The organism is Microbacterium ureisolvens (genome assembly GCF_015278315.1).
GTDB classification, from domain to species: domain Bacteria; phylum Actinomycetota; class Actinomycetes; order Actinomycetales; family Microbacteriaceae; genus Microbacterium; species Microbacterium ureisolvens.
Genome location: NZ_JADIJE010000018.1, coordinates 1 through 17480, shown reverse-complemented (window position 1 = coordinate 17480; position 17480 = coordinate 1). Strand labels below are relative to the sequence as shown.

General features: G+C 71.3%; 17 protein-coding genes. 11 read left to right on the top strand and 6 right to left on the bottom strand.

Annotated elements, in window-relative coordinates:
* Window positions 1-55 precede the first annotated feature (55 nt).
* Window positions 56-652, bottom strand: a complete 597-nt coding sequence (locus IM767_RS19355) for a YdcF family protein (RefSeq protein WP_239453483.1) — start codon at window positions 650-652, stop codon at window positions 56-58.
* A gap of 51 nt (window positions 653-703) precedes the next feature.
* On the opposite strand from IM767_RS19355, the gene IM767_RS19350 reads away from it, so the two are divergent.
* Entirely contained in the window at window positions 704-1450 is a 747-nt protein-coding gene (locus IM767_RS19350) for a metallophosphoesterase family protein (protein WP_109212025.1), read from the top strand.
* Window positions 1447-2652 carry a benzoate/H(+) symporter BenE family transporter gene (locus IM767_RS19345; RefSeq protein ID WP_109212026.1) on the top strand — a complete coding sequence of 402 codons (1206 nt, stop codon included), beginning with the start codon at window positions 1447-1449 and terminating at the stop codon, window positions 2650-2652. The genes IM767_RS19350 and IM767_RS19345 overlap by 4 nt, the downstream gene beginning before the upstream one ends.
* Before the next feature lie 9 nt (window positions 2653-2661).
* On the opposite strand, the gene IM767_RS19340 is transcribed toward IM767_RS19345, so the two are convergent.
* The 3 genes from IM767_RS19340 to IM767_RS19330 form a co-directional block, all read right to left on the bottom strand.
* The gene (locus IM767_RS19340; RefSeq protein WP_109212027.1) at window positions 2662-2955 is read right to left on the bottom strand and encodes a hypothetical protein; all 294 of its coding nucleotides are present in this window, start codon (window positions 2953-2955) and stop codon (window positions 2662-2664) included.
* An 80-nt stretch (window positions 2956-3035) separates the two neighbouring features.
* Window positions 3036-3674 carry a pyroglutamyl-peptidase I gene (pcp, locus tag IM767_RS19335; protein WP_239453484.1) on the bottom strand — a complete coding sequence of 213 codons (639 nt, stop codon included), beginning with the start codon at window positions 3672-3674 and terminating at the stop codon, window positions 3036-3038.
* 9 nt (window positions 3675-3683) lie between these two features.
* Window positions 3684-5126, bottom strand: a complete 1443-nt coding sequence (locus tag IM767_RS19330; RefSeq protein WP_109212029.1) for an RNB domain-containing ribonuclease — start codon at window positions 5124-5126, stop codon at window positions 3684-3686.
* 64 nt (window positions 5127-5190) lie between these two features.
* Here IM767_RS19330 and IM767_RS19325 point away from each other — a divergent pair, with 64 nt between their 5' ends.
* The 5 genes from IM767_RS19325 (at window position 5191) to IM767_RS19305 (ending at window position 11986) form a co-directional block, all read left to right on the top strand.
* Complete coding sequence (locus IM767_RS19325) at window positions 5191-5781, top strand: RNA polymerase sigma factor (RefSeq protein WP_162564399.1); 591 nt, start codon at window positions 5191-5193, stop codon at window positions 5779-5781.
* Window positions 5778-6617, top strand: a complete 840-nt coding sequence (locus tag IM767_RS19320; RefSeq protein ID WP_194398950.1) for a hypothetical protein — start codon at window positions 5778-5780, stop codon at window positions 6615-6617. Before IM767_RS19325 ends, IM767_RS19320 begins: the two co-directional genes overlap by 4 nt.
* 51 nt (window positions 6618-6668) lie before the next feature.
* Entirely contained in the window at window positions 6669-8468 is a 1800-nt protein-coding gene (locus tag IM767_RS19315) for a proline--tRNA ligase (RefSeq protein WP_109212032.1), read from the top strand.
* A 67-nt stretch (window positions 8469-8535) separates the two neighbouring features.
* The gene (locus IM767_RS19310; RefSeq protein WP_109212033.1) at window positions 8536-9582 is read left to right on the top strand and encodes an LOG family protein; all 1047 of its coding nucleotides are present in this window, start codon (window positions 8536-8538) and stop codon (window positions 9580-9582) included.
* Window positions 9583-9925: 343 nt separating this feature from the next.
* A complete protein-coding gene (locus tag IM767_RS19305) occupies window positions 9926-11986 on the top strand; it encodes a PhoX family protein (protein ID WP_239453485.1) in 2061 nt (686 codons plus the stop codon).
* 60 nt (window positions 11987-12046) lie between these two features.
* Here IM767_RS19305 and IM767_RS19300 read toward each other — a convergent pair whose 3' ends face one another.
* Together IM767_RS19300 and IM767_RS19295 are read right to left on the bottom strand one after the other, a co-directional pair.
* Window positions 12047-12568, bottom strand: coding sequence for a pyridoxamine 5'-phosphate oxidase family protein (locus IM767_RS19300; RefSeq protein ID WP_109212035.1), 522 nt, complete (start codon window positions 12566-12568; stop codon window positions 12047-12049).
* Window positions 12569-12683: 115 nt separating this feature from the next.
* The gene (locus tag IM767_RS19295) at window positions 12684-13520 is read right to left on the bottom strand and encodes a DUF1206 domain-containing protein (RefSeq protein ID WP_109212036.1); all 837 of its coding nucleotides are present in this window, start codon (window positions 13518-13520) and stop codon (window positions 12684-12686) included.
* A gap of 146 nt (window positions 13521-13666) precedes the next feature.
* Between IM767_RS19295 and IM767_RS19290 the strand changes: the two genes are divergently transcribed.
* From IM767_RS19290 to IM767_RS19275, 4 genes are all read left to right on the top strand, one after another.
* On the top strand, window positions 13667-15535 hold the full coding sequence (locus IM767_RS19290; RefSeq protein ID WP_239453486.1) for a lipase family protein: 1869 nt from the start codon (window positions 13667-13669) through the stop codon (window positions 15533-15535).
* A 139-nt stretch (window positions 15536-15674) separates the two neighbouring features.
* Window positions 15675-16664 carry a transcription termination factor NusA gene (nusA, locus tag IM767_RS19285; protein ID WP_109212038.1) on the top strand — a complete coding sequence of 330 codons (990 nt, stop codon included), beginning with the start codon at window positions 15675-15677 and terminating at the stop codon, window positions 16662-16664.
* A gap of 73 nt (window positions 16665-16737) precedes the next feature.
* Window positions 16738-16989, top strand: coding sequence for a YlxR family protein (locus IM767_RS19280; RefSeq protein WP_109212039.1), 252 nt, complete (start codon window positions 16738-16740; stop codon window positions 16987-16989).
* A gap of 91 nt (window positions 16990-17080) precedes the next feature.
* Window positions 17081-17480: translation initiation factor IF-2 N-terminal domain-containing protein (locus IM767_RS19275; RefSeq protein ID WP_422613787.1), on the top strand; the 400-nt coding region annotated here is incomplete at its 3' end.

The following is a 17480-nucleotide window of genomic DNA, read 5'->3' as shown; positions in this document are numbered from 1 at the left end:
GTTCTCCGGCGCGTCGGCAAGAACTTCCGATTCTGTGCACGCGCCCGCGCCCGGCTCAGCGCGCGCTTCGGCGGCGGTGGCGCATGGCGATGATCGCCGCGGCGACCTTGAGGATCGGGGCCTCGCCGAGGCGATCGTCGTCCGCCCGGGCGAGACGCGCAGCGAGATCGGGGCGCATCTCCCACAGGCACTCCCGCCCGACGAGGGCATGCGGCGCGTTCGAGGCGATGCGGATCGTATCGGCGCCCGCGATGAGCGGGATCGCGTTGCGGATGTTCTCGGCGGTCGTCCGGCTGTCGGTGTCGAGGAGGATCGGGCCGGTGTGACCGCGCGCGCGGGCGTACCGCGCCATGAGCTCGGCCTCGGGCACGAGGCCCCCGACGGCGCCGCCGCACATCACCAGGACGCTCTCGGAGGCGTGCGGGCTCTGCGATCGCAGGCCGACCCGCACGCGATAGCGGTTGACGAAGTTCGCCCGCGGCCCCGCGTCGCGGTAGCCCAGCACGACCACCGCCTCGCTGCCTCCCGGCGCCGGCGCGTGACCCAGCGCCCGGCGCGAGGCGCGCCGGTGCACCATCTCCGCCCACACCAGCACGCCCACCGCAGCGGCGGCCGCCATCGCCAAGGCCGGGATCAGCGGAAGGCGACGCACACCCCGACCTTAGGCTCATCGAGGCGTGTCGCGGCATGGCATGATCCGAGAGTGCCTCTCGACCGGATCGCCGTCATCTCCGACGTCCACGGCAACCTGACCGCGCTCGAAGCGGTGCTCGCCGACATCGGCGCCCGCGGCATCACCCGCATCGTGAACCTCGGCGACAACGTCGGGAAGGGACCTCGCGGCTCGCCGACGACCGAGCGCCTGCGCGAGGTGTGCGAGGTGAACATCCGCGGCAACTGGGATGACTTCATCGGCCGGCTCGGCGATGAAGAGCCCGAAGAGATGCGCTGGTGGCGCGACGAGCTGTCCGCCGCGCAGCGCGAGTGGCTCGGCGGCCTTCCGCTCAGCCATGACCTCCTGATGAGCGGCCGGCTGATCCGCCTCTTCCACGCCTCGGCCGAGAGCCCCCACGTGCGGGTGCGCTTCCGTCACACCGACGAGGAGTTCGACGGCATGTTCCGCGCCACTGCCATGACCGGCGACGGACCCGAGCCGACGGTCGTCGGATACGGCGACGTCCACGACGCCTACATCCACTCGCGCGACGGCCGCACCCTGTTCAACGCCGGCAGCGTCGGCAATCCCCTCGACGAGCCGACGCCGAGCTATGTGATCCTGGAGGGCGTTCTCGACACGGCTGAGCCCGCGCCGTTCGAGGTCCGCTTCGTGCGCGTGCCGTACGACGTCGACGCCGAGGTCGCGGAGGCGGAGCGGGTCGGCATGCCGCAGCGGGCAGTCTGGGCGGTCGAGCTGCGCACGGCGGTGTACCGCGGGAGGCAGGCGGGATGAGCGCCGATCACGCCTCCGCACCGGCCGAGGCGTCCGCACCGCTGTCGCGCCCGATCGTCGCGGGCATCGTGACGTCGCTGGTGGGGGTCACGAGTTCGTTCGCGGTGGTGCTCACCGGCCTGGACGCGGTCGGCGCCTCTCGCGCGCAGGCTGCGAGCGGGCTGCTGGTGCTCTGTCTCACGATGGGCGTCTCGGCGATCATCCTGGCGTGGCGGTACCGGATGCCGATCACGGTCGCCTGGTCGACGCCGGGCGCCGCCGTCCTCGCCGCCACGGGTGCGGTTGAGGGCGGCTGGCCCGCCGCCGTCGGCGCATTCCTCGTGACGGCGGCGCTGATCCTGCTCACGGCGCTGTGGCCCCAGCTGGGCCGCCTGATCGCCCGGATCCCGCCGTCGATCGCGCAGGCCATGCTCGCCGGCGTGCTCCTGCCCCTCTGCCTCGCGCCCATCACCGGGCTGGTGGCCAACCCGTGGGGCGTGATCCCCGTGCTTGTGACCTGGCTGGTCTTCGTGCGGTTCGCCCCGCGGTGGGCGGTGCCGCTGGCATTCGTCGCGGCATCCGTCGTCGTCGCGGTGGAGGTCGCGGTCACGGGCGCGGCGATCGATCCCGCCCTCCTCGTGCCGCGGCTCGAGTTCACGGCGCCGACCCTGACGTTCGGCGCGGTCGTGGGTCTCGCCCTGCCGCTCTTCCTCGTGACGATGGCGTCGCAGAACGTGCCGGGCGTCGCGATCATGCGCAGCTTCGGATACGAGGTGCCGTGGCGTCCGTCGATGCTCGTCACGGGCCTCGGCACCGCGATCGGAGCGACGGCGGGCGGCCACGCGATCAACCTCGCCGCGATCAGCGCGGCGCTCGCGGCCGCACCCGACGCCGATCCGGATCCGCGGCGGCGCTGGGTCGCCGGCGTCTCGACCGGCGCGAGCGGCATCGTGCTCGGCGGGCTCTCGGCGGCTCTCGTCGCGCTGGTCGTCGTGGCACCCGAGGCGGTGATCCCCGCCGTCGCGGGCATCGCGCTGTTCGGCGCGTTCGGCTCCGCCGTCCAGCAGGCGATCGACGATCCGGGGGAGCGGCTGCCCGCGGTCGTGACCTTCCTGGTGGCGGCGTCGGGCGTCGCGATCGCAGGGGTCAGCGCCGCGTTCTGGGCGCTGATCGCGGGGCTCGTGGTGCGCGAGGCGCTCCACCTCGGCCGTCGCCCGCGGTGACGCGGCGGCTCAGCGACGTCGCGCGGCGTGACGCCGGTGGAGCGAGCCGTATGCACCGAGAAGGCGCGGCACGACGACGTAGACGGCGAGCGGCACCACGACGGCCGTCAGCACGAGAGCGCGGAGGATCGGATGCCACGACTCCGAGATCGGGGCCAGCAGCAGCATTCCGACCGACACCAGCGGGAAGATCGCGAGCCACGTCACGACGGCACGGACGTGCACCGACGGGGGCGCGGCCGGGGCGGGCGCCGACTCGGCGGTCGTGTCGACGGCGGGCGTCTCGGTGACGGTGTCGTTCATGGGGCTCCTTGCAGCCGGCGAGGCGATGAGTCGTGCAAGCGCGTCGAGCCGACGGGTATTCCGCCGTGACGTGGAGCCCCTCAATGCAGGGTGCCGCCGGGCACCGCGCTGTCGGTCGTGACGTCCAGACTCGTGCGCACGGCGATCTCGAGCGCGGTCGCGATGTCGTGGATCGGCAGCGTCGCGGCATCGGGCGACGGCGCGTGCTCCGCGGACCAGGGGACGTGCACGAACCCGGCACGGGTTCCGGATGCCGCCGCCTCGAGCGCATTGAAGAACACGTGGTTGCAGACGAATGAACCCGCAGAGTAGGAGAGCTCGGCCGGAATGCCCTCTGCCGCGATGCGGCGCGTGATCTCTTTGACCGGGAGCGTGGCGAAATGGGCCGCGCCGGCGCCGGGCACGCTGGGCTCGTCGACGGGCTGAGCGCCGTCGTTGTCGGGGATGCGGGCGTCGATGAGGTTCACGGCCACGCGCTCGATCGCGATCGCGGCGCGACCGCCCGCCAGCCCCGCCGCGACGACCACGTCGGGTCGGTGCTCGGCCAAGAGCTCACGCAGCCGCGCCTGGGCGCCGGCGAAGGTGACCGGGAGCACCGCGGTGACGAGGTTCTCAGGTCCGCGCCAGCCCGCAGCCACCAGGTGCACTGCTTCGCCCGAGGGGTTCGCGGCGTCGCCGCCGAACGGCTCGAACCCGGTCAGCAGCGCAGTGGTCGTCACCATCCCAGGCTAGGCGGTCGGCTCGAGGACCACGGCGCCCGTGGCGATGTCGACGCGGGTCAGCCGCAGGCGCACGGTCTCACCGGGCGCGGTGTCGAGCCCGGCGACCTTCGCGGCGACGGGCGGGTCGGTGAGCTGGACGCGCGCCCCGTCTTCGCGTCGGCCCAGCACGACCGCCTCGAACACCCGTCCCTCGCGCCCGGTGAGGAGCGCCGCCTCCACGCGATCGAGTGTTGCCGCGTCGAGCCGGTTCGCGAGCCCGTCGCTGCGGGCCATGATCTTCGGAAGCGACGGCAGCCCCTCTCGCGCCCACTGCGGAATCTCGCGGCCGTTCGCGATCGCCTCGCAGATCACGAGCGACCACCGGTCCACCAGCCGGCGCAGGGGAGCGGTGGTGTGGGTATATGGGGCGCCGATCGCCGCCTGCACGGGATCCTCGGGCGGCGCGCCGTCGAAGACCACGTAGCCGGCGCCGCGGAACAGCCCGGCCGCGGCATCGAGGATCGCCAGCGCGGCCGGCGCATCGCGGTCCAGGCCGCGCAGATAGTCGCCGTAGGCGACCCCGGAGGCCCACGGGATTCCCAGCGCCACCGTCTGCCTCCGGAACGCCGCGATGTCGTCGGGCTCCGCGGCGGGCATGGTGCGGAGGATTCCGACGCCCCCGCGCAGCATGATGTCGGCCGCCGCCATGCCGGTGAGGAGCGAAACCTGGGCGTTCCACTCCTCCACCGCAGGCGGCGCGGCGCGCTCCAGCCGATAGCCGCCGTCATCGGCGACGATGCGCGTCTCCGGGACGTTGAGGCTCGCGCCGCCGCGTTCGGCCTCGCGCTCCAGGCGGAGCGCGCCGAACCACGCGAGTGCCTCCAGGGCCGATGGTGCGGTGCGCGCGTCCAGGGCGGCCTGCGCGTCGGCGTAACTCCACTGCTTGCGCGAGCGGATGACCGCGCGGCGCAGCGTGGTCTCGACGGGGCGCGCCTCGTCGTCCAGGACGAACCGCCACACGAACGCACGCCGGTCGCGGCCAGGAAGAAGCGACGCGGTCCCCTCGCTGAGCGCGACCGGATGCAGGGGGAGGCGGCCATCCGCGGCATAGAGGGTCTGCCCGCGCCGCCGGGCCTCCTCGTCGACGGCGCCGCCCGGCGCCACGAACGCCGGCAGATCGGCGATCGCGTAGTGCAGCACGGCGCCGGTGGCCGTGCGCTCCAGGTGCAGCGCCTGGTCGAGGTCGGTCGAACCCGCGGGGTCGATCGTCAGGAACTCCACGTCGCGGAGGTCGTCGAGCTGCGCGGCCGACGGGTCGACGGAGACGTCGCGCGACGCGCGTTCCGCCTCGGCTTCCGCGTCGGGCGGGAAGGCTGTGGGGAGCTCCAGGTCCCGGCGCAATTGCGCGAGAGAGGCCACCAGCTCGTCGTGGGCACTGACGGGGACCAGTCGAGGGCGGCGTGCGGGCACCCGATCAGTGTAGGCAGGCGCTCTACCGGCTCTTCGCTGCGTCGAGGGCGGTAGAGCCTCGAACGTGGCGAAAACGACCAGCTGTGAACCTTTCGCGCGAACCCGGACACTACAGGGTATGGAAGAAGATGACGCCGCCCTCTGGCAGGGGGTTCTCGCCGGTGACGAGGCCGCGCTGGCGCGATTGTTCGATCGCCACGAGGCGCGTCTCTTCCGTCACGCGCGCCGCTTGCTGACCGCACGGGAAGACGCGAAGGACGCCGTGACGATCGGCTTCTTCGAGCTGTGGCGCAAGCGCGAGTCGGTGCGACTCGTCGACGGGTCGCCTTTGCCCTGGCTGCTGAACGCCGTTTCGAACACCGCCCGCAACCTGGAGCGCTCGGGCCGGCGATACCGTTCGCTGCTGGCCCGGACGCCGATCGCGTCGAATCCGGGAGCCCCCGAAGGCACAGACGAGACGGGAGTTCTCGCGGCATTGAAGAGGCTGCCTGCCCGCGAGCAGAGCGTCGTCGTGCTGACCGTCCTGGAGGGATACCCGGATCGCGCGGCGGCGGAGACCCTCGGCATCCCTGTCGGCACCGTCAAGTCCCGTCTCGCCCGCGCCAAGTCACGGCTGCGGGAAGAGATGGTCTCGATCGAGGGAGCATGGGCATGAACGACGAACTCACTCCGCGCGAGCGGACCGAGATGAGGGATCTCGTGCTCGCGGGCTCGCAGCGCATCAGGCCCGCGGGCAGGCATCGCACGCAGTTCGTCGCCGGTGCCCTCGCGCTCGCGCTCGTCGCAGGCATCACGGGCGGAGCGATCGCGACTGCGGCGCTGCTCGGCTCCGAGGCGCAGCCCGCTCCCGCGGTCACGCCGACGCCCCCGGCGCCCACGCCGACGGAATCCGCGACGCCGCCCCCGACAACGCCGTCGCCTACGCCGGATCCGACGCCGACTACCCCGAGTGAGCCGACACCACCCGCCATCGATGAGCTCGTGGTGTCGCCTTCGGGGCTCGGACCGGTGCGGATCGGCGAGCCGCTCGCCGACGCGGGCCTGCTGATGGCCCAGCTGACGAACGAGGACTGCCTCACGACCTACTGGCGTACTGCCGATCGGTACGTCGTCGCGGACGGCGGCTACGGTTCCACGGGCGGTCCGGCATTCACGCTGTCGGGCGACGAGTCCGGCGCGATCCAGCGGATCGACGTGCTGACGCCGAGCATCCCGACGCAGGCGGGCCTTCGTATCGGGATGTCCGGGGCCGATGTGGCTCGCCTTCACCCCGATGCCGTGGAGCAGCCAGGCGCGCTTTCGAACATCTGGATCGTGCCGGGGGCGAGCCCGGGCGGTCAGCTGATCATCGAAGTCGCCAACTCGGACGTGTCGTACTGGGGAGACGCCGCCGACACCGTCGCTTTCATCCGTGTGATCGACGCCGATGCCGTTCCGGGCACCATCGCCGCCAGCGACGACGTCGCGGGCGCCTGCCGTGACCCGTACTGATGCGAGCGCGGGGAGGGGGCGCGGCATCCGCTCGTCCTAGACTTGACCCTCGTGGTCACCCGTCTGTCGCACTTCTTCCTCCGCACGCTCCGTGAAGACCCCGCCGACGCCGAAGTCACGAGCCACCGCCTGCTCGTGCGCGCCGGCTACATCCGGCGCGCCGCGCCGGGCGTCTTCACGTGGCTGCCGCTGGGCCTGAAGGTCAAGGCGAAGATCGAGGCGGTCATCCGCGACGAGATGACGAAGGCCGGCGCGTACGAGGTGCACTTCCCGGCGCTGCTGCCGCGTGAGCCCTACGAGGCATCCGGCCGGTGGACGTCGTACGGCGACGGCATCTTCCGCCTGCACGACCGCAAGGGTGCCGATTATCTGCTCGCGCCGACGCACGAGGAGATGTTCACGCTCCTCGTGAAGGATCTGTACTCCTCGTACAAGGATCTGCCCCTGACGATCTACCAGATCCAGGACAAGTACCGCGACGAGGCACGCCCGCGCGCGGGGCTGCTGCGGGGGCGCGAGTTCACGATGAAGGACGCGTACTCGTTCGACTACACCGACCAGGGGCAGGATGCCTCGTACCAGTCGCAGCGCGACGCGTACGAGCGGATCTTCCAGAAGCTGGGTCTCGAGTACGTCATCGTCGCGGCCGACAACGGGCTGATGGGCGGCGCCCGCTCGGAGGAGTTCCTCCACCCGACGCCCGTCGGCGAGGACACGTTCGTGCGCTCTGCCGGCGGCTACGCCGCGAACGTCGAGGCCTACACGACGACCGCGCCCGACGCCATCTCCTTCGACGGGCAGGGTGCGCCGGTCATCTTCGACTCGCCGAACACCCCCACCATCCAGACGCTGGTCGACCACTCCAACGCGCATCTCGACGCCCCCGCCCCGGGAATCGCGGGGCCTGCGACCGCGGAGGCGACGGAGTGGACCGCGGCTCACACGCTCAAGAACGTCGTGCTCGCCCTGACGCACCTCGACGGCACTCGCGAGCTCGTCGTCGTCGGTCTTCCCGGCGACCGCGACGTGGACGACAAGCGTGCCGAGGTCGCCTTCGCCCCGGCCGCCGTGGAGGCCGCGACGGAGCAGGACTTCGAGAACAACCCGCTCCTGGTGAAGGGCTACATCGGTCCGTGGTCCGAGACGGGTGCGGTGCTCGGCGAGGAGTCGGCGACGGGCATCCGCTTCCTGCTCGACCCGCGAGTCGTCGACGGCACCGCGTGGGTCACCGGGGCGAACATCGACCAGAAGCACGTCCACACGCTCGTCGCCGGCCGCGACTTCACCGGTGACGGCTTCGTCGAGGTCGCCAACGTGCGACCCGGCGACCCGGCGCCCGATGGATCGGGGCCGGTGGAGCTCGCGCGGGGCATGGAGATCGGGCACGTCTTCCAGCTCGGCCGCTTCTTCGCCGAGACGCTGGGACTGAAGGTCCTCGACGAGAACGGCAAGCTCGTGACCGTCACGATGGGCTCGTACGGCATCGGCGTGACGCGCATCCTCGCGATCATCGCCGAGCTCAACAACGACGACAAGGGCCTCATCTGGCCGCCCTCCGTCGCGCCGTTCGACGTGCACGTCGTCGCGACGGGCCGCGAGGCGGTCGTGTTCGAGGTCGCCGAGCAGCTGTCGAACGACCTCGAGGCGGCACGTCTCGACGTCCTCTACGACGACCGCCCGAAGGTGTCGCCGGGGGTGAAGTTCGGCGACGCCGAGCTCGTGGGCGTGCCGCAGATCGTGATCGTCGGCCGCGGTGCCGCGGAGGGTCAGGCCGAGCTGTGGGACCGCCGCACGGGAGACCGCGAGACACTTCCGGTCGCCGACGTGGTGGCCCGCCTCAGCGCGCGCTGAGCAGCGGCACGCGGACGTTCCGCTGCCGTTCGTCCCGTGTGACGCTCCGACGTGGCACGCTGGCGTCATGACCCACAGCGCCGCGGTGCCGCCGGAAGTGACCGAGGACCTGCGCCGGATCCTGTCCGACGCGGGCATCACCGAGAACGCCGACCTGGTCGCGCGCATCCTTGCGACCGGCGTGGGACTCGGGCTCGATGGAGCGGCCCGGCTCGACCTCAAGATCACGAGCGCGGCGCTGACGGAGATGCGCGCCGCGTTCCAGCTCTTCGACCCCTACGAGGACGTGCCGAAGGCGACGATCTTCGGCTCGGCGCGCACCCGTGCCGACGACGCGCTCTACCGCCAGGCGTCCGAGGTGGCTGCGGCGCTGGCCGAGCACGGCTGGATGGTGGTGACCGGCGCCGGCCCCGGCATCATGCAGGCCGCCGCGGAAGGCGCCGGCGCGCACGCCTCGCTCGGGGTCTCGATCCGGCTTCCGTTCGAGGAGAAGCCCAACGCGATCGTCGGGTCGAACGCGCGCAACGTCGCGATGAAGTACTTCTTCACCCGCAAGCTCATGCTCGTGAAGGAGTCCCTCGGCTTCGTGTGCGTCCCTGGCGGATTCGGCACGCTCGACGAGATGTTCGAGCTGCTCACCCTCCAGCAGACGGGCAAGGCCGACCCGACCCCGATCGTGCTCCTGGACGCGCCCGGCGGCGACTTCTGGTCGGGCCTGCGCCGCTTCGTCGACGACCACCTGCTGCCCTCCGGCGTCATCTCCGAGGGTGACTTCGATCGTGTGCTCGTCACCGACTCGGTCGAGGCCGCGGTGCAGGAGCTCATCGGCTTCTACCGCAACTACGACTCGCTGCGGTGGGTGGGCAAGCGTCTGGTCCTGAGACTGAAGGCGACACCGACGGATGCCGAGGTCGCGGCGTTGAACGCCGAGTTCGGGTTCCTGCTCACCGAGGGCGAGATCGAGCTGCGGGGTCCGCTGACCGTCGAGCGCGAGGCGGACGACCGCGTCGACCTGCCGCGGCTGGTGCTCCGGCTCAACCAGTTCCGGGTGGGCGAGCTGTACCGGCTCATCGCCGCGATCAACGCGCTGGAGTCGGCTCCGGCGGTCGCCTGACCCGGTCGCCGGGCGCGGTCGCCTGACCCGGTCGCCGGGCGCGGTCGCCTCGCCCGGTCGCCTGGCGCGGTCGCCTCGCGCGGTCGGAGCAAGCGTCCGCGGTCGCGGCGGGCATGGGACGTGCCCGGGGTTCGCAGCCGCCGCCCGGGCCATGGGCGTGCCCAGGGTTCGCAGACGCCGCCGCACGCGCACGGCGTGTGGCGAGGCATCCGTTCTGCTCATGAGGTCGTTCTCATGTTCTCGTCGCCCGCCGTTCACCTGCGGTTACCTCCGCCGTCGCGGCACGGGATCAGGCTGGCGCCACCCCGACACACATGCCGTTGTGCACGCAGAGAGGACGCCCGTGAGCATCGTCGAAGGATTCCGCCGTACTCTTCCCCTGGCCGACCACGCGCGAGGCAAGCGCCTCGCCGTGACGTGCCAGCTCAAGTGCGCGAACGCGTGCCTGGGGCCGGAGTGCAACTCGTCGCACAACGAGACGTTCCAGGAGGTGGCCTCGGCCGCGCTGTCGCGCCGCGCGCTCCTCGGGCTTGGCGCCGCGGGCGCCGTCGCCATCGCGGTCGGCGGCCTGCGCGGTCAGACGCCGCTCTCGGGGCCGGGCTCGTCGGGCATCGGGGGAGCGGGCGCCGCTTTCGCGCGTCCGGTGAACGGCAGCCTCCCGTTCGACGCGATCTCGCCCGTGAACCGGTTCGTCGACGACTTCGTCGTCCCCTCCGGCTACACGTGGCAGCCGATCATCCGCTGGGGCGACCCGCTGTTCTCGAACGCTCCCGCCTTCGACATCAACGCGCAGTCGCCCGCCGCCCAGGCCGTGCAGTTCGGCTACAACAGCGACTACCTCGACATCGTGGCCGACCCGAGCGGCAAGACCGGCGTGCTGGTCAACAACCACGAGTACTGCAACCCGGGCATCATGTTCCCGCCGTCGTCCGACCCGGCCGAGCTCCGCCGCCGCGGCGACATCTTCAAGGCGGCTCAGGGCATGTCGGTCGTCGAGATCACCCGCAAGCGCACCGGAGCGCCCTGGTCGTACGTCGTGGACGGCAAGCGCAACCGGCGCATCACCGTCGAGACGGTGTTCGAGCTCACCGGTCCCGCCGCCGGCAGCGACCTCGTCAAGACCGCCGCCGACCCCGAGGGCCGGTGGGTGCACGGCACGCTCGGCAACTGCGCCGGCGGCACGACCCCGTGGGGCACGATCCTCTCGGGCGAGGAGAACTTCAACGGCTACTTCGCGTGGGCGGCCGACACCCCCGCCCAGCGGCGCTACCAGTCGACGGCGTCGACCTCGACCGAGACGGGCTGGGAGAAGTACGACCCGCGCTTCGACGCGCACAACCCCGACTACGTCAACGAGCCCAACCGCTTCGGCTACATCGTCGAGATCGACCCGCAGGACCCGACCTCGACGCCGCGCAAGCACACGGCGATGGGTCGCTTCAAGCACGAGGGTGCGAACGTCATCGTCGGCGAGGACGGCCGCGTCGTGGCCTACATGGGCGACGACGAGCGCAACGACTACCTCTACAAGTTCGTCTCGAAGAACAAGATCTCGGGCTCGCGCAAGAAGAACCTCGAGCTGCTGAGCGAAGGCGACCTGTACGTCGCGAAGTTCAAGGGCAACTCGACGGGCGAGATCACCGGCACCGGCGCACTTCCTTCCGACGGGCTGTTCGATGGCTCGGGCACGTGGGAGCCGCTCACGCAGAACGGCCAGTCCGTCGTCCCCGGCTTCACGACGGAGCAGGTGCTCGTCCACACCCGTCTGGCGGCGGACGCGGTGGGCGCCACGAAGATGGACCGTCCGGAGGATGTCGAGCCCAGCCCCAAGACGGGCAAGGTCTACCTCGCGCTGACCAACAACTCGGCCCGGTCGGCGGCGACCCTCGACGAGGCGAACCCCGTCACCGGCAACCGCTACGGCCACGTCATCGAGCTCACCGAGACGGCCGGGCAGTCAGGCACCACCTTCGGCTGGAGCATCCTGCTCCTGTGCGGCGACCCCGCCGTGTTCGCGAACTCGTACTTCGCGGGCTTCCCGAAGGAGCTCGTGTCGCCCATCTCCTGCCCCGACAACGTCGCGTTCGACTCGGCGGGCAACCTCTGGATCTCCACCGACGGCGCCCCGAGCACCATCGGCTACAACGACGGGCTGTTCCTGGTGCCCCTGGAGGGCGCCGAGCGCGGTCACGTCCAGCAGTTCCTGGCCGTGCCCCGCGAAGCCGAGACCTGCGGCCCGGTGATCCACGACAAGGACGGCATGGTCTTCGTCGCCGTGCAGCATCCGGGTGAGGGCGGCTCGTTCGCAGCGCCCACGTCGCTGTTCCCCGACTACGGCTCGGCCGAGCCGGGTGACGTGCCGAACGCGCCGCGCCCGTCGGTGGTCCAGGTGTACCGCGCCTGACCCGCCGATACGCACGAAGGCGCCGCGCCCCTGTCTCCGGGGGCGCGGCGCCTCGGCGTCTCAGCAGTGCACCTTGCCGTGCGACATGGTGTCGTCGGGCGTGTCGCGGGTGACGAGAGCCTTCAGCATGCCCGCGGCCGTCACAAGCTTGCCGTGCTTCGGCTCCCAGAACTCGCACTCCACCGGTGTGACGCGCAGCAGCACGATGCCGGGGGTGTCAAGACCGTCCTCGAACCAGATGTCGAGGTCGGGGGAGTAGAGCTCCTTCATCTTCGCTTCGTCGCGAACGACCTCGGCCCGCCCGGCCACGGAGACGTAGCGGTGGCCCTTCGAGTCGAGGTACGCCAGCCCCACATCGTGCTGCGGATCGGCCTGCGACTCGGCGACCTTACTGGTGCCCGCCAGCGTGAAGAACCAGATGTCGCCGGCGTCATCCATCTGCCGTGTGCTCATCGGGCGGCTGACGAGGTTCCCCTCCGCATCCCGGGTGGTCAGCATGGTGAAGTCGATGTCCTCGACGAGCTCCTTGACCCGCGCGATCGCCTCGGGTCCCGTCACGAGATCTTCCTCTGTGTTCGTCATAAATTCAGGCTCGTCGCGGACGGTCGCCTTCGCCAGAGTATTGACAGGACGGATGCCGCGACCTATCTCCGCTGTGGCGCCTGGCAGCGAGCCGCGCGGGGCGGCCGTCCCGTGCTCACATCCGTGCGAAGCGCGCGCGGGCGACGGTGAAGACCGCGTAGGCGAGGAAGCCCACACCGACGATCCATGCCAAGGCGGGACCCAGCGGCAGATCCAGCAGCGCGTCGACGGCGCCGTCGAGACCGCCGGCGGTGTCGGCGTCGTCGCCGATCGCGGCGACCATGAGGAGCACGCCGATGATCGTGAGCGCCACCCCTTTCGCGACGAAGCCCACGATGCCCAGCACCACGACGGCGCGCCCGAGCTTGCCGTCCGGAGTCTCGATCCGGTTCCGGAAGCTGCGCAGCACGCCCATGACGATGAAGGCGACACCGCCGATGCCGATCCCCACGCCGATGAGGGCCAGGAGGATCGGACCTCCGGGAAGCTGGAGCAGGCTGCGGCTCGCGTCTTCGGCCGTCTGCTCCGCATCCGGTCGTGCGCCGATGGCGACCGCGGCCGAGATGAATCCGAGGAGGACGAAGACCAGGGCCTGTCCCCATTCGGCGAGCCGCCGCCCCCACTTGCGTGCCGCGCCCTTCGTGTCGCCGGAGCGGTCGCGCGCGAGCAGCCCCTCCGCCGCGTGCCACACGCCGAGCGCCCACAGGCCGATGGCGATCAGCCACAGCACCACGAAACCGGCAGGAGCGCCGGCCACCGCCTTCATGGCGCCCGCCTGATCGCCTTCGCCGCGGCCGCCGGATGCGATCACCAGCACGATGATCCCGATCAGCGCGTGGATGATGCCGTTCGCCACATACCCTGCGCGCGCCAGGACTTCGAAGGCCGAGTTGGACTCCGCGTCGCGGGCGAACTGCTTCGCATTCGCCTTGACGCTCTCCCGGCTCTTCACCCCCTCACGGTAGACCGCGAGCGGCCGGTGGGCACGGACTTGACGCGCCGGCGGTCGGCTGGCAACCCCGGCGCGCGATCGCGACACGGACTGCGCCGAGCGGACGGCTCAGTCGCGCCACAGGACGCGCGCCTATCATGGGGCGGATGATCCGGCAGGCCCCTCGCCAGCCCGCGACCGGGTGGAGCATCGTGCCGCGCCTCGTGCGCGGGGCACCGCCGGTCGTGCTGGTCCTGGTGGGTGCGCTCTCGCTGCTGGTGGGACTGCTCATCGTGACGCGGCCGCTCACGTCGCTCGTGCTGCTCACCGTCTACGTGGGACTCAGCGCGGTCTTCTCCGGCTTCGCGCGCATGTTCGCCGCGCCGGAGACGCCGCTGTGGTCCCGTGTCGCGTTCGGCGTGGCGTGGATGGTGCTGGGGCTGGCGATCCTGCTCGGTCTCGGCCGCACCCTCGAGCTCCTGCCGCAGATCATCGCGATCCTGCTCGTGCTCGGGGGATTGGCATCGTTCTACGACGCTGTGGCGGGCGGCACGGTGAGCCAGCGAGTGCTGGCGGGCGTGTGGGGCGCCACGCAGGTCACCTTCGCCATCCTGTCGTACGCCTGGCCCGACGTGACCGTGCTCGTGGTCGCAGTGATCTTCGGAGTGCGCACCATCGTCTTCGGCGCGACGCTGCTGATGCGAGCCGTCCGCGCGTTCGTGGAGGGCAGGCGGTCGGTGCCGGCCGCGGGTCGCCCGAGTGGCGAGGGAGGAGGGGCGGATGCTGCGCCTCGGCGCAGCAGGGCTCGCGCCGCGTGGCTCGCCGCGGGGCGGTACGCGCTCTCGGCGCTGCTGATCGCGCTGGCAGCGGGGGGATGGTGGGCGAACGCGTGGCTCCAGGACGGCGCGCAGGTGGTCGACGCGTTCTACGACCCGCCGGCTGTGGTGCCGTACGAGCATGGACGACTGATCCGCGCCGACGACTTCTCGGGCCAGCAGCCGGCAGGCGCCGACGTGCACCGGATCCTGTACACGACGCGCGACGCGGTCGGCCAGCCGGCCGTCGCGAGCGCACTCGTCATCGTGCCGCAGGACCCCCCGCCCGGCCCACGGCCCGTCGTGGTGTGGAACCACGGCACGACCGGGGTCGCGCGCGGATGCGCGCCGAGCCTGCGCGACGCGTCCGCCACGAGGTGGGCGATCCCGGGCCTCGATCAGGCCATCTCGCGCGGATGGGTGGTCGTCGCGTCCGACTACTCGGGCCAGGGAGCGCCGGGCGTCTTCCCCTATCTGATCGGTCGCGGCGAGGCGCGCTCATCCCTCGACGCCGCGATCGCGGCGCGTGAACTCGAGGGGGTCACGCTGTCGAGCCGCACCGCGGTGTGGGGCCACTCGCAGGGTGGGCATGCGGCGCTGTGGACCTCGCAGATCGCGGAGGACTACGCGCCCGGACTGGACGTGCGCGGCACCGCGGTGCTCGCACCGGCCGCGGAGCCTGTGGAGCTCGCGGAGGAGCTGACCAGCGGCGACGCCAACGCGCTGCTGTCGATCCTCATCTCGTGGGTGCTGGTGCCGTACGCCGACACGTACGCCGACGTCGACCTGGCGCGCTACATCGCGCCGGGCTCCGAGGCGATCGTGCGGGAGATGACGCAGCGCTGTCCCACCGAGCCCGGCGTGATCGTCTCCGTCGCCACGGCGCTGGGCGTCTCGGAGGACCGCCCGCTCTTCGTCGGCGACCTCACTGCCGGCGCGCTCGGCCGCCGTCTCGCCGACAACACGCCGACCGGCCCGTGGTCGCAGCCGATCCTCATCGCGTGGGGCGACGAGGACGAGGTGATCCCGCCGCACCTGCAGCGCCAGTTCGTCGAGCGGCTTTGCGCCGAGGGCAATCAGGTGCGCAGCCTCGAGTACCGCGGCTACGACCATCTGCGGACCCTGCTGCCCGGCTCGCACTTCGTGCCGGTCCTCATCGACTGGACGGATGCGCGGCTCGGCCGTGCCGCCACCCACGTCGACGACTGCGCGTCGTCGTAGTCGCCGCCGCCCCACCGAGCGGGGCCCTTCACGATCGGGCCTCGGGGACTGCACAGCACCGTGGGACGGGGCATCCGGTAATGTTGGAGGGTTCCGGCGCGCGGCGACGCGCTGGTGAGAGCTGAATACGGAGGCCACTGTGGACATCGATCTCGGACTGCTGCGGACCGTCGAGCGCGAGAAGGAGATCCCCTTCGACGAGCTCGTGCGGATCATCGAACAGGCGATCCTGACCGCCTATGCGAAGCACACCTCGCCCACGGGCGAGCTGCCCGAAGGCGCCCGCGCGGAACTCGACCGCAAGACCGGTCACGTGGCCGTGTTCATCCCCCTGCTCGACGACGAGGGCGCCGTGATCGGCGAAGAGGAGTCGACCCCCGAGGACTTCGGCCGCATCGCCGCGTTCGCTGCGAAGCAGGTCATCAGCCAGCGGCTCCGCGACATCGCCGACGACGCCGTGCTGGGCGAATTCCGCGGCAAGGAGGGGGACATCGTCGCCGGCGTCGTGCAGCAGGGGCCGAACCCCCGCATGGTCCACGTCGATCTCGGCACGGTCGAGGCGATCCTGCCCCCCGAGGAGCAGGTGCCCGGCGAGGACTATGCGCACGGCTCGCGCCTGCGCGTCTACGTCACCTCGGTCGCCAAGGGCGCGAAGGGACCGGCGATCACCGTGTCGCGAACGCACCCTGGACTGGTCCGCAAGCTGTTCGCGCTCGAGGTGCCCGAGATCCCGGCCGGCCTCGTCGAGATCGTGTCGCTCGCCCGCGAGGCGGGGCACCGCACGAAGATCGCCGTGAAGGCCAACGACCCGTCGATCAACGCGAAGGGCGCGTGCATCGGCGAGCTCGGCCGCCGCGTGCGCGCCGTCACCGAGGAGCTCGGCGGCGAGAAGATCGACATCGTCGACTACGACCCCGAACTCGCGAAGTTCGTCGCCAACGCGCTGTCGCCGGCGAAGGTGACGTCGAGCTTCGTGCTGGATGCCTCGAACAAGGCCGTCCGCGCGCTCGTGCCCGACTACCAGCTGTCGCTGGCCATCGGCAAGGAGGGGCAGAACGCCCGCCTGGCCGCCAAGCTGACCGGCGCCAAGATCGACATCCAGCCCGACTCGATCCTCGAAGACAGCTGACCGGCTGTCGCCGAGTCCTCAGCCGGGGCATGTAGAAGAAGGGGGTCCGGGGCATAGCGCCCCGGCATGTAGAATGGAGCCTGTACGAACGTGCGTCGGATGCCGTACGCGTGCTCCCCGGTCCACCCTTCTCAGGGTGGTCTCCATCGATTCCGTCCTCGTCCCCGACGAGCGTGCGTCGATGCCCGGACGAGGCGCGTGGGTGCACGAGACGCGGGAGTGCGTGGATGCCGCCATCCGGCGTCGCGCCTTCGTGCGGGCATTGCGTGTGTCAGGCCCGCTTGACACGCAGACCATCGAAAAGCACATCCAGCGAAAAGGCTGAACGGCTATGGAAACAAAGTGAACGGCTCGAAATGAGACCCGTCCGCAATTAACGGTCTGCCCTGCCTGGGTAGACCCAGACAGGAGAATTTGTGGCTGCCAAACCACGCGTGCACGAGATCGCTTCCGAGCTCGGAGTCGACAGCAAGGTCGCGCTCGAGAAGCTGAAGGCGCTCGGCGAATACGTCAAGAGCCCCTCGTCCACCATCGAACCCCCCGTGGCGCGGAAGCTCCGCGCCGCGCTCGAGGCCGACGGCGCGGCCAAGTCCGCTGACGCGGCCCCCGCTTCGGCCAAGCCCGCGGCTGCGTCGCCCGCGGCCAAGCCCGGCGCGCCCGCGGCCCGGCCCGGTCCGGCTGCGAAGCCCGGCCCGGCCCGTCCGGCTGCTCCGGCTGCGCCCGCCGCGGCTGAGCGCCTCGACCTCGCTCTGCGCCGCCGTCAGCTCGGCCAGGAGACGCTCGCGCTCCTCGCCGTACTCGGCGATCCGGGCGATC